Below are 12,304 nucleotides of genomic sequence, written 5' to 3'. Positions count from 1 at the left end.
GCAGGCAAGGATGGCGGACATTCGGGCAACGGCCGTCGGGCGGGGTTTCGTTCGGCTGCCCGGTACGCCACTCTCGGGTGCCGGACACGTGAGGAGCCACGAATGAGTTCAGCCGCGCCGACGGACGACATGAAGCGCGCCGCCGCGCGGTTCGCGTCCGCCATCGACGCCGCGAACTCCCAGCTCCGCGACGTCAACAGCGAGATGGCGACGCTGCAGGCGGCGTGGCGCGGCGAGGCTTCGGTGCGGTTCGGCCAGGCGATGAACGACTGGGAGCAGGAGTTCGACGTGATCCTCACCCGGCTCGCATGGCTGCTGGAGGCCACCGGCGGCCGGGTGCCGCGGCAGCGGTCCGGCGGGCCGGGCGGGACGTGACGGTGTCCCGCCAGCGGTTCGACTTCACCCTCGCCGACCTGGTGCTCGACCGGATGGGGTCGATCACCGGCGGCCTCGGCGAGCTGCTCGCCGAGCTGGAGTCCACTGTGGAGCCGGGGCTGGCGGGCTGGACGGACGAGGCGCGGGAGCGGTACCTGCAGGCCAAGCGCGACTGGGTGAAGGCCTCGGAGCGGATGCCGGACTGCGTCGACCGGGCGCGGGAGGCGTTCGGCGAGCTGGCCCGCGGCTACGACGAGCCCGGCTCCTGAAGCGTCTTCAGAGTCGCGTGAAGACGGAATAGGGAGGGCGTGAAGACACGCCGTCCACACTGCTTCCATGAAGCCCGTCGAAGTGACCGTCCTCGCCTCGGACCCGATCACGCACGCCGGCGCGGTGAGCCTCCTGGAGTCCCATCCGGATCTCCGGATCACCGACCTGGTGCCCGACGTGCTGCTGGTGATGGAGGAGCACGTCACCGAGACGGTGCTGGGCGAGATCCGCGCGGCCAAGGCGTCGCACGTCGTGCTGGTGGTCGAGCACTTCCGCGAGAGCGACCTGATGGCGGTGCTGGAGAGCGGCGTCGTGGCGATCCTGCCGCGCCGCGAGACGGGTGGGGCCGAGCTGGTCACGGCGGTGCTGGCGGCGGGCGACGGCACGGCGAACCTGCCGCCGCGGCTGCAGGGGGCGCTGCTGTCGCAGGTCCAGCGGATGCGCCGGGACGTGCTCGAGCCGAACGGGCTGACGCTGTCCGGGCTGGCCGCGCGCGAGTGCGACGTACTGCGGCTGGTCGCCGAGGGGTTCGGGACCGAGGAGATCGCGGCGAAGCTGTGCTACTCCGAGCGGACCGTGAAGAACGTCCTCTACGGCCTGATGACGCGCTGCGGCCTCAACAACCGCGCCCACGCCGTCGCCTACGCGCTGCGAGCGGGCGCGATCTGAGCCTTTTGGTGGGCTAGGGTCGCGATCATGGTGTCGACCGCCGCGGAGATCGCGGCCTCCGTCCGGGCCGGGAAGCTCGACCCGGTGCAGGTGACCAAGGAAGCCCTCGACCGGATCGCGGCCGCCGACGGCGTCGTCGGGGCGTTCCGCCGGGTGCGCGCCGAGCAGGCGCTGGCGGAAGCCGCCGAAGTCGCCGCGCGGCCCGATCTGGCGTCGTTGCCGCTGGCCGGGGTGCCCGTCGCGGTCAAGGACGTCACGGCGATCGCCGGGGAGTTCGCGTCGCACGGCTCGGTGGCGGGGCCCTCCACGCCGTTCGGCGAGGACGGCGAGATCGCGGCCCGCCTGCGCGCGGCCGGCGCGGTGCTCGTCGGGCTGACGCGCGTGCCCGAGCTCTGCATCTGGCCGATGAGCGACACCCCGGACGGCATCGCCCGCAACCCCTGGGAGCCGACGTACGCCTCGGGCGGCTCGTCCGGCGGCAGCGCGGCGGCGGTCGCGGCCGGGCTGGTCCCGCTGGCCCACGGCACCGACGGCCTCGGCTCGATCCGCCTCCCGGCGGCGATGTGCGGGCTCGTCGGGCTGAAGCCGGGCGCGGACCTGCTGGCCGAAGGCGGCTGGTTCGGCATGTCGGTGCACGGGCCGCTGGCCACGACGGTCGCCGACGCGGCCGTGCTGCTCTCGGTGCTGGCTTCGGATCCCTCGCTGGCGACGGTCACCACGCCCGAGTCGGTGCGGATCGGGACGTCCACGACGGTGCCGGTGCTGCGCTCACCGGTGCCCCGCGAGCTGGTCGCGGCGGTCGCCCAGGCGGCGGACCTGCTGAAGGCGGCCGGGCACTCGGTCGCGCCGGGCGCGCCCAAGTACCCCGTGTCGGCGATCCTGGGCATCTCGGCCCGCTGGTGCGCGGGCCCGGCCGAGCAGGCCCGCGACTTCGACTTCTCCCGGCTGCAGCGCCGGACCCGCACGCACGTCCGGCTCGGGCAGCTGTTCGAGAAGGCCGGCTTCATCCGCGAACGCACCCGGCGGCACTGGCTCGCGCGGGCGGAGGAGTTCTTCGCAGACCATGACGTCCTGATGACGCCTACGCTCTCGCACTGGCCGGCGAAGGCGGGCCGCTGGCACGAGCGGCGCTGGCCGTCGAACGTGGTGCCGTCGCTGCGCCTGGCGGGCTTCACGGGCCTGTGGAACCTCGCGGGCTACCCGGCGATCTCGGTCCCGGTGAGCCGGGCTCCGTCGTCGGGCCTGCCGACGTCGGTCCAGCTGGTGGCCCGCCCGGGCGGAGAGTCCTTGCTGCTGGGCCTGGCGGCCCAGCTGGAGTCCGCGAACCCCTGGCCCCGCACCGCACGCGCGTAACACCCCGGAAAGCCGTGAAGGCCACCTTGAGGGACTCAGAGTCCCCCAAGGTGGCCTTCACGGCACATCAAACGATCAGGAGCCGGGCTTGCCCGCCGCGGGGGACAGCGGCTTGGCGCCGTTGCCGTTCCCGTTCGCCGGCCGGGTCGCCGGGCCGTGCTGCTTCGCCGGGGTGTTGTTGCCCGGCTTCGCGGCCGGGGGCGCCTGCTTCGCGGGAACCGCGGCCTTCGTCGCCCCCGAGGGCACCGGAGTCTTGGCCGGGACCGACGGCTGGACCACCGGGACCACCGGCGCGGCCGGGGTCGTCGGGGACTCGGCGCGGTCGTCGCCGCCCACCAGCTTCGACGCCTGCGGGATGACGGCTTCCTCGGGTAGCGTGGCCAGCTGCGTCTCGCTGCGGTTGAGGATGTCCTCGGCCGCCGCCAGGCTCTTGCGGGCCTGCTCGCGGATCTCCGCCAGGCGCTCGACCTTGCGGTTCGCCGCCGTCGTGCGCTGGGCCGCCTGGGTCGTCGCCTCGTCGAGCCGGCGCTTGGCCTCGGCCGTGGCCTCGTCGAGCCGGCGCTTCGCCTCGGCGGTCGCCTCCGCGAGGCGGCGCTCGGCCTGGTTCTTGCTCGCCGTGCGCTGGTCGGCGACGTGCTTCTCCAGCGCCGCCTTCTGGGCCGCCTGGGACGCCTCGAACTCGCGCTCGAGCTTCCGGCGCTTGCGCTCCGCCTCGTTGTCGAGCAGTTCCCGCCGCTGGGCCGCCTCGACGGTGAGCCGCTGCACCTCCGCGCGCGTCTCGGCAAGCGCGTTCTCGTGCTCCGAATGGAGCAGGTCCGCCTGCTTGTCGAGCTCCGTGACGAGCCGCGTGTAGCGCTCGCGCAGCTTCGTCGACGCCTCGGTCGAGCCCGCCCACGTCTTCTCCGCGGCGGCTTCGGCGCGCTTGACGATCTCGTCCGCGCGGGCCTGCGCGAGCGTCACCGTGCGCTGCATCCGCTCGTCGAGGTCCTCGAGCCGCTCCGGCGGTTTCTTGAGCTCCTCGACGCGTGCCTCGAGCTGCGCGACCTGCCCGCGGACGGACTCCAGCTCACGAGCCACCGCGGCGGTCTGCGCCACCGCGGCGTCACGGTCGCTGACCACGCGGCGCAGCTGGGCCTCGACGTGGTCGAGGTACTGGCGCACCTCGTTCCGGTCGAAGCCGTGCCAGGCCTGGGTGTACTCGCGACGGAGGGGGAGCAGGCCGTTGAGGGCGCTTGCGGCATTCTCGCGCTCAGGAACCATGGGCCCGACCGTACCCGGGCACGCTGCGCTTCCGCCGTCCGGCTTAACAAATCACCAACACGTGTCGCGGACGTGGCGGCGCGTCGCCGGAACGGCCGTACCGGGAAAACTCTGAGTTACCAGTGGAAGCCTCGCGACAGCCGCGCGAGCGCCATCGCCGCGCGCGAGAGGTGTTTCTCGCCACGTCCGATCTTGAGCTGGCCCGAACCGCCCGCCGCGGTCGAATCCGGGAAGATCCGGAAACCCTGGTACGCGACGGCGTCGGTGAGGCCCGGCGTGAGCGTGTAGGCCAGCCCGATCGCCTGCCCGGCCGGCGTGCCGATGTGCTTCGGACGCTCGAGCAGCGCCTTCATCACCATGTCCGCGGCCTGCTCCGGCGACTTCGTCGGGAACGCGTCGTAGATCTTCGTCGGCCGGATCATCGGCGTCCGCACCAGCGGCATGTGGATCGTGGTGAAGGTGATCCCGTCGCCGTGGGTCTCGGTCGCCGCGATCCGCGAGAAGTAGTCCAGCGCCGCCTTCGACGCCGCGTAGGCCGAGAAACGCGGCGCGATGCCCTGCACGCCGATCGACGAGACGTTCACGATGTGCCCGAACTTCCGCTCGGACATGTGCGGCAGCACCGCGAGGATCAGCCGGACCGCGCCGAAGTAGTTGATCGCCATCGCGCGCTCGTAGTCGTGCATCCGGTCGTACGACAGCTTGATCGACCGGCGGATCGACCGGCCGGCGTTGTTGACCAGCATGTCGATCCGGCCGTGCTCGGCGAGCATCGCGTCGACGGCCTTGTGCACCGAGTCCTCGTCGGTCAGGTCGGCCGGGTACACCGACGCCGTGCCGCCCGCCGCGATGATCTCGTCGCGCACCTCTTCGAGCTCGTGCTGCCGCCGCGCCACGAGCAGCGGGACCCCGCCCGCCGCCGCGACCTTCAGCGCGGTCGCCCGGCCGATGCCCGACGACGCGCCGGTGATGATCACGCGACGGCCGTCCAATTCGCCCCGCGGGCCGTGCTTGCGCGCGCGGAACGGGTCGAGGTGCTCGCGCCAGTACCGCCACAGCGTCGCCGCGTAGTCCTCCAGCCGCGGCACCTCGACGCTGCCGGCGAGCGCCTTGCGCGTCGCGGTCGAGGAGAACACCGAGGGGAACGCCATCGTCTCCAGCAGCACCGGCGGGATGCCGAGGCGCTCGAGGACGGCGTCGCGCGCGATGGTGAAGCCGGGGATGTGCTCGGACAGCTTGACCAGCCCGACGACACCCTTCGAGAACCGCTCGTTGAGCTGCACGGTGATCGTCGGGGCGCCCGCGGCCTTCGCGAAGGCGTTGTACACCGAGACGACCGGCTGCGGCTCCGGGTTGACCAGGTGGAAGGCCTGGCCGTCGTGGCCCGGCTTGGTCACCAGCTCCAGCAGCGCCTTGGCGACGTAGTCGACCGGGACGACGTTGGTGTCGCCCAGGCCGGGTCCGACGATCGGCAGGTCCGGCAGCCCGGCGAGCCTGCTGATCGCGGGGAAGAGGTAGTAGGGGCCGTCGACCTTGTCCATCTCGCCGGTCACGGAGTCCCCGACGACGACGGCGGGCCGGTACACCCGCCACGGCACCTCGGTCTGCTCGCGGACGATCTTCTCGGCCTCGAACTTGGTCCGGTGGTACGGCGTGATCAGCCGCTGCCCGGCGTCGAACATCTCCTCGGTGAAGACGCCGTCGTGGTCGCCCGCGACGGCCACCGAAGACACGTGGTGCAGGCAGCCGGCGCGCAGGTCGGCGGCCAGGGCGACGACGCTGCGCGTGCCGTCCACATTGGCCTTGACGCTGGCCTCGTCGTCGGCGGTGATGTCGTAGAGCGCGGCCAGGTGCACGATGTGGTCGACGTGCCCGCGCAGGTCCTCGCGGTCCTTCTCGGACACGCCGAGCAGCGGCTCGCCGAGGTCGCCGGTGACCAGCGTGACGCGGTCGGAGTGCGGCCACTGGTCGACCAGCGCGGCCAGCTTGGCCCGGCTCGACGCGCGGACCAGCAGCGCGACGCGGTCGTCGTCGGGGCGGGAGAGCAGCCGCCGGGTGAACTGGCGCCCGATCAGTCCGGTCGCCCCGGTCACCAAGAACGTCGCCATCGTCGCCTCACCTCTCGCAGCCCTGCCTGACCCTGGGCATTCTGCTGCATCCGGGCGTCACTGACCACCGTGGCGCGACGTGATGTTACCCACGAGTAACTTACGCCGGGTCCGCGATGACGACGCGGTTCTCCTCGTAACCGTCGGTACCGCCGACCCAGCGGCCCCCGCAGGTCACCAGGACCACCCGGTGCGGGCCGGACTGGCCGAACAGGTCGTCGGCCCGCGCGGGCAGGTCGTTCTTGTGCACGGTGACCAGCTGGGAGACGCGGTAGCGCCAGGCCTTGCCCGTGCTGTCCACAATGGACACCAGGCCGCCGATGCGGTCGGTCCACAGCTCGGCGAACGGCCCGGTCGCGCCCCGCCAGTTCACGTGGCCGGCGAACACGCTCGCGCCGCCCGCCGCGTCCAGCTCGGCGCCCCACCAGGTCGCCTGGCCGAGGTCGGCGGGGATCGGCAGCTCGGCGTTCGGCCCGAGTTCCTTGCGCACCAGCGTCGCCGTGCCGCCGCCGGGCAGCCGGACGGTGCCGGGCTCCTGCGGCGCGGACGCCCTCGGGGTCTCCGCCGCCGGCGCCGCCGCGGTCGTCGGCGTCGTCGGTGCCGGTGACGGCGGCGCGGTCGTCGCCTGGGGCGCCGAGGAAGGCGCCCCGCCCGGCGCCCGCCCGGCCGCGGGCACCGGCTGCGCGACCCCCGCGACGACGGTGGTCGACGGCGGGGGCTCGACCACGCCGGTGGCGACCTCGACGGCCAGCACGGTCACGACGCCCACCGCGAAACCGCCCAGCAGCTTGCCTATTCCGGTCACGGCGTTACCCGCGCGAGGCGCGCCGCGCGGCGAGTCCGACCAGTGCGGACCCCACCAGGGCGAGCAGGCCGAGCCCGGCGACACCGGCCGTCGAGTAGCTGGTTTCGACCGCGCCCTGGGCCAGCACGGTCGGCGGGCCGCCCGCCGGGATGGCGTGCGGAACCTCGTTCGGCTTGTTCGACACCGTCAGCACCAGCGTCTTGCCGGATTCGATCTTCCCGCAGGCCGACGGCGGGTTCTTCGGGTCGAACGCGTTCGTGTAACCCGGCGGCGCGCTGACCTCGACCACGCAGACGTCCTGCGGGGCCCGCAGGTTCTCGACGGTGACGGCGCCGGTCTTGCCGTCGGTGGTGACGACGGCGGGCTTGCCGTCGGCGCCGTTGAGCGGCTTGCCGTCCTGGTCGAGCGCGGCCGTCGCCTTGTCCGCGCCGGTGATCCGCAGGACCGCGCCGCCGACCCCCTTGCCGCTGTCCGCGTCCACCTTGGTCACCTGCACCGCGCCCGGTTTCGCGACGTTGACGACGCCCTGGGCGGTCAGTTCCTTCTCGCCGCCGGTCGACACGACCCGCTGGACACCGGTGTTCACCGGCGCCCGCACGTACGGCCGGTCGGCGGGCGCGGTGAGCGACGCGGCCAGCTCCGGCTTGTCGCCGGTCGGCGTCAGCGAGACCTTCACCGTGCCGTCCGCACCGGTCTTGAGGGTGACGTCCTTCGCCGCGGCCTGCGGGCTCGAGTTGCCCGCGTCGGCCGTGGCGGCCGTGCCCTCGGCGAGGGTGGCGGCGGTCGCCGTCAGCTTCACGTCGACGTCGGCGACGCCCTTGCCCTTGGCGTTCTTGACCGTCACCGTCCACTCGCCGGCGGTGCCGACGTGCTGGTCTTCCTTCGGCGTGGTGACCGACGCGGTCCACGGGCCGCGGTTCGTCTCGGCCTCGGTCGTCAGCCGGTCCACGGCGGCCTTCGCGTCCGCGGGCAGCTTGCCCAGGTGGAAGTCCGCGTCGTAGCCGATCTTGTCGGCGGTCAGCGACGGGTCGAGGTCGGCGGCCGAGCGCGGCGCGGCCGTCCAGGAGTGCAGCAGGTGCGCGAGCGCCGCGGCCTCCTCGGGCTTCTTCGTGTCGCCGTAGCGCAGCAGCAGGTAGGAGATGTTCGCCGCCTGGTCCGCGGGCAGCTTCGTGCCCCACTTCGTCAGCAGCTCGTCACCCGGCTTGTACTCCTCGTCGGTGTTCGGGGCCTTGAGCTGGAAGCTCACGCAGAACACCTGCTGCCCGCCGACGATGTAGGAGCCCAGCCAGTTGCGGCTCGGCGTCGGGTTCATCGGCTGGCCCGGCTTGACCTCGTAGCCGATGCCCTCCTGTGACGCCGCCGACGCCGCCGGGGCGCCGACGGTCACCGAGAGCGCGCCCAGCAGGGCCGCGGCGACCAGGCCGGTGAGCGCGCGACGACCCGCGCGGTGGTTCGGGGACCACACCATGGTGTGTCGACTCCTTCGATGGTCCGCGCCGACGTCGGGGGCGTCGTCGCAGGTCACACGTTTGATCACAATCCAGGCACGCTTTCGGTGAGTTACCGACCACGCCAGGTGAGCGTCTCGCCGCGGAGTCGAAAATGTCTAGCGTCCATCGGGTGCCTGTCGGTGAACGGTCGTGGCGTCCGTCGCATACGGTGTGCGCGAGGACCGCTGATCAGCCGTCGAGTAAAGTCGTCTTTACTCGACGGGAACCGCGCGTCCCCGGCGGTCGTTGGACCCTATGCAGCCTTGATTCACGCAGCGTTGATTCACAGAGCAGCAGATCCAGGAGGATCAGGTGCGTTCCAGTAGCAACCCGGCGTTCCGCAACCTGCCAAAGGGCGGAACTCAGACTTACGGCCAGTACGGCCCCCCGGTGGGCTTCAATCAGCCCCAGGGTGGCGTGCCCGGGTACGGCCCGGGACAGGTCTCCGCCAACGAGGGCGACCGCCCGATGACCGTCGACGACGTCGTCGTGAAGACGGGCATCAGCCTCGGCGTCACGCTGCTCGTCGGGATCGTCACCGCGATCTGGGCGCAGAACCAGCTGGCCGACACCGGCCGGCTGTCCGTCGCGCTCATCGGGGCGATGCTCGGCGGCCTGGTCGTCGGGCTCGTGATCTCCCTGGTGATCATTTTCAAACAGAAGGCGAGCGCGCCACTGACGCTCGTCTACTCGGCCGCCGAAGGTCTCTTCCTCGGCGCGGTGAGCGGCGTGTTCGAAGCGATCTACCCGGGTATCGCGCTGCAGGCGATCATCGGCACGATGGGTGTCTTCATCGGCATGCTGGTGGTCTACAAGACCGGCGCCGTGAAGGTCACGCCGAAGCTGACCAAGTGGATCGTCGGCGCCGTCGTCGGTGTCGCGATCCTCATGCTGTTCAACCTGATCAGCGCGCTGGCCTTCGGCTTCAACCCGCTGCGTGACGGCGGCCCGATCGCCATCATCTTCAGCATCGTCTGCATCGGCATCGCGGCCTTCAGCTTCCTGCTCGACTTCGACCAGGCGGACCGGATGATCCGCGAGGGCGTGCCGTCGAAGTGGGCGTGGTACGTCGCCTTCGGCCTGATGACGACCCTGGTCTGGCTGTACCTGGAGATCCTGCGGCTGCTGTCGTACCTCCGCGAGTAATCTGGCTCACAGTCCTACAGTGAAGGCGCTCCGTAATCAACGGGGCGCCTTTTCTGTCGGTTAATGCCCCATACGTGGACCCCGCTGCGGCTACTGATCACACTGCGTGTTTGATGTGCCGGTCGGTTCTCTTATTTCACATGTGTGAGGTTCACAGTGAGCGTTCCCCCTCCGGCCCCCGGGGGCCAGCAGCCGGTGGGTCAGCCCGATCCCTACGGGCCGCCTCCCGGCGGCCAGCCGCAGCAGCAGTACGGCCAGCCGCAGTACGGCACGCCGCCGCAGGGCCAGCCGCAGCCGCAGTACGGCACGCTGCCCCAGGGCCAGCCGGTCCAGGGGCAGCCGGGCCAGTACGGGCCGCCGCCCGGCCAGTTCGGCCAGCCCGGTTTCCCGCCCGCGCCGCCCGTCGCGCCGAAGAAGTCGAAGGCGCTCTGGATCCGCCTCGCGATCGTCGCGGTGATCGTGGTCGTCGGCGGCACGCTGGTGATCATCAACTTCGCGAAGTCGCCGGGGAGCTCCGCCGTCGGCGACTGCCTGACGATCACCCAGTTCAGCACGGGCGGCGACGACCCGGTCAAGGCCGACTGCGCCGACGTGAACGCGAACGTGAAGATCGGTGCCAAGCTCGACAGCGCCAGCGACGAGTGCCCGGGTGGCGCCGAGTCGCCGTACGACACCTACTCCGTCACGGGCAGCAGCTCCTACAAGCTGTGCCTGATGGTCAACGCCAAGCAGGGGGACTGCCTGGCGAACCTGACCTCCAAGACCGAGGGTTACAAGAAGGTGCCGTGCAGCGACCCGAGCGGTGAAGCCGAGGTCGTGAAGGTCGTCGAAGGCCAGGCCGACAAGAACGCCTGTGGTGACAGCCAGGACGTCATCGCCGTGGCGTACCCGCAGCCCGCGCGAACGATGTGCTTCAAGGCGAAGAAGTAGTAGTTCTCAGCTCACCGAAGGCCTCCTCGCGTGCTCGCGAGGGGGCCTTCGATGTAACCGGGGGTTGCGCCGTCCGTTCCACCTGGTGTTTGTCCCACTGTGCGACGAGCTGCCACGGACCTGGCCGCCGCGGCCGCTGTCCAACCCCGTTCCGGCGGACCGCATCTGCCGAGGCGTTTTTTGTCGGTGGCCCCCGGTACCCTCGCGACGGAAACCACCAACTGGGGGAATTGTTCTTATGTCAACGGAAAGTACGGCCACCGCGCCGCAGGGTGACGCGCTCGACGCGAGGGTGCTGAAGGTCGCGTCCGTCGTGGTCCTCGGCGCCATCATGGCGATCCTGGACACCACGGTCGTCAACGTCGCGCTGCAGAAGCTCACGATCGAGTTCTCGACGTCGTTCGACGTCATCCAGTGGGTCTCCACCGGGTACCTGCTCGCGCTCGCCACGGTGATCCCGGTCACCGGCTGGGCGTCCGACCGGTTCGGCACCAAGCGGCTCTACATGATCGCGATCGTGCTGTTCCTGGCCGGCTCGATGCTCGCGGGCGTGGCGTGGAACATCGAAACGCTGATCCTGTTCCGCGTCCTGCAGGGCTTCGGCGGCGGCATGCTGATGCCGTGCGGCATGACGATCATGACCCGCGCGGCCGGTCCGCAGCGGATCGGGCGCGTGATGGCGGTGCTGGGCGTGCCGATGCTGCTGGGCCCGATCGGCGGCCCGATCCTGGGCGGCTGGCTGGTCGACGCGGTGAGCTGGCGCTGGATCTTCTTCATCAACGTGCCGATCGGCGTCGTCACGCTGCTGCTGTCGTGGCGGCTGCTGCCGAAGGACGCCCCGGAGCCGTCCGGGCGCTTCGACTTCGTGGGCATGCTGATGGTCTCGCCCGGCCTGGCGGCGCTGATCTTCGGCGTCTCGAAGATCCCGTCCGCGGGCGGGATCGGCGCCGTCGAGGTGTGGCTGCCGGCGCTGGCCGGGCTGGTGCTGCTGGCCGGGTTCGTGGTGCGCGCGCTGAAGGTGCCGAACCCGCTGGTGGACCTGCGGCTGTTCAAGAACCGCACGTTCACGGTCGCGATGGTGACGATGTCGCTGTTCTTCGTCGCGTTCCTCGGCGGGATGATGCTGCTGCCGACGTACTTCCTGCTGGTGCGCGGCGAAACCACGCTGCACGCCGGGCTGCTGCTGGCTCCGCAGGGCTTCGGCGCGATGATCATGATGCCGATCACCGGGCGGCTGGCCGACAAGGTCGGGGCGCGGAAGATCGTGCTGCCGGGCCTGGTGCTGATCATCGGCTCGATGGCGATGCTGACCCAGGTCACCGCGACCACGCCGTACCCGGTCCTGCTGTCGGCGCTGTTCGTGATGGGCCTCGGCATGGGCTGCACGATGATGCCGATCACGACGTCGGCGCTGCAGACGCTGCAGCCGAAGGACATGGCCCGCGCGTCCACGGCGACGAACATCGTCCAGCAGACCGCGGGCGCGATCGGCTCGGCGGTCATGGCGACGATCCTCGCGGCCCTGCTGGCGGGCAAGTTCGGCGTCCCGACGGCCCAGGGCCAGCTCGCGGCCACGGCGGCCATCCTGAACCCTGCTTCGCATTCCGCCGCAACGGGCCTGGCGGCGGACGCCTTCTCGACGACGTTCGTGTGGTCCCTGGTCCTGGTGTCCCTGTGCCTGATTCCGGCGTTCTTCCTGCCGAAGACCAAACCAGCGGCGCCGGCCACCTCGGAAGGCGACGAGATCACCCCGCCGGTGATGGTCCACTAGCCGGTCTGCCGCGGCTGGTCGTGGGGGGGGGGGTGGGGTGGGGCCCCCCCGACAACCCCCCCCCCCCCCCGGCGGGGGGGGGGCCCGGGGGACGCCCCCCCCGGAAGGGAGAGCGGGCGGGGGGGGC

Annotated in this window: 11 protein-coding genes; 7 read left to right on the top strand and 4 right to left on the bottom strand. The window is 71.4% G+C overall.

Annotated elements, in window-relative coordinates; genetic code table 11:
* Nucleotides 1-102: 102 nt before the first annotated feature.
* From ACGFMK_RS42105 to ACGFMK_RS42090, 4 genes are all read left to right on the top strand, one after another.
* Entirely contained in the window at nt 103-375 is a 273-nt protein-coding gene (locus tag ACGFMK_RS42105) for a WXG100 family type VII secretion target (protein ID WP_392775351.1), read from the top strand.
* 2 nt (nt 376-377) lie between these two features.
* A complete protein-coding gene (locus ACGFMK_RS42100) occupies nt 378-644 on the top strand; it encodes a WXG100 family type VII secretion target (RefSeq protein ID WP_392775348.1) in 267 nt (88 codons plus the stop codon).
* Nucleotides 645-711: 67 nt separating this feature from the next.
* Nucleotides 712-1,314 (top strand): LuxR C-terminal-related transcriptional regulator, encoded by a 603-nt coding sequence (locus tag ACGFMK_RS42095; protein WP_392775346.1) that lies wholly within the window; start codon nt 712-714, stop codon nt 1,312-1,314.
* 27 nt (nt 1,315-1,341) lie between these two features.
* A complete protein-coding gene (locus ACGFMK_RS42090) occupies nt 1,342-2,667 on the top strand; it encodes an amidase family protein (RefSeq protein ID WP_392775343.1) in 1,326 nt (441 codons plus the stop codon).
* 75 nt (nt 2,668-2,742) lie between these two features.
* Here the strand turns inward: ACGFMK_RS42090 and ACGFMK_RS42085 are convergent, their stop codons facing one another.
* From ACGFMK_RS42085 to ACGFMK_RS42070, 4 genes are all read right to left on the bottom strand, one after another.
* Nucleotides 2,743-3,927, bottom strand: a complete 1,185-nt coding sequence (locus ACGFMK_RS42085; RefSeq protein ID WP_392775340.1) for a cell division protein DivIVA — start codon at nt 3,925-3,927, stop codon at nt 2,743-2,745.
* Between the two features lie 116 nt (nt 3,928-4,043).
* Nucleotides 4,044-6,035 (bottom strand): SDR family oxidoreductase, encoded by a 1,992-nt coding sequence (locus ACGFMK_RS42080; protein ID WP_392775337.1) that lies wholly within the window; start codon nt 6,033-6,035, stop codon nt 4,044-4,046.
* A 100-nt stretch (nt 6,036-6,135) separates the two neighbouring features.
* The gene (locus tag ACGFMK_RS42075; protein WP_392775334.1) at nt 6,136-6,840 is read right to left on the bottom strand and encodes a class F sortase; all 705 of its coding nucleotides are present in this window, start codon (nt 6,838-6,840) and stop codon (nt 6,136-6,138) included.
* Between the two features lie 4 nt (nt 6,841-6,844).
* Nucleotides 6,845-8,308, bottom strand: coding sequence for a SpaA isopeptide-forming pilin-related protein (locus ACGFMK_RS42070; protein WP_392775332.1), 1,464 nt, complete (start codon nt 8,306-8,308; stop codon nt 6,845-6,847).
* A 334-nt stretch (nt 8,309-8,642) separates the two neighbouring features.
* Between ACGFMK_RS42070 and ACGFMK_RS42065 the strand changes: the two genes are divergently transcribed.
* The 3 genes from ACGFMK_RS42065 (at nt 8,643) to ACGFMK_RS42055 (ending at nt 12,177) form a co-directional block, all read left to right on the top strand.
* Nucleotides 8,643-9,476, top strand: a complete 834-nt coding sequence (locus tag ACGFMK_RS42065; RefSeq protein ID WP_392775330.1) for a Bax inhibitor-1/YccA family protein — start codon at nt 8,643-8,645, stop codon at nt 9,474-9,476.
* A gap of 156 nt (nt 9,477-9,632) precedes the next feature.
* Complete coding sequence (locus ACGFMK_RS42060) at nt 9,633-10,406, top strand: hypothetical protein (RefSeq protein WP_392775327.1); 774 nt, start codon at nt 9,633-9,635, stop codon at nt 10,404-10,406.
* Between the two features lie 238 nt (nt 10,407-10,644).
* The gene (locus ACGFMK_RS42055) at nt 10,645-12,177 is read left to right on the top strand and encodes a DHA2 family efflux MFS transporter permease subunit (protein WP_392775324.1); all 1,533 of its coding nucleotides are present in this window, start codon (nt 10,645-10,647) and stop codon (nt 12,175-12,177) included.
* Nucleotides 12,178-12,304: the final 127 nt, after the last annotated feature.

This window comes from Amycolatopsis sp. NPDC049252 (assembly GCF_043197175.1).
Classification (GTDB): domain Bacteria; phylum Actinomycetota; class Actinomycetes; order Mycobacteriales; family Pseudonocardiaceae; genus Amycolatopsis.
The sequence above is the reverse complement of the archived record's forward strand: the minus strand, read 5'-3'. Positions and strand labels throughout refer to the sequence as shown.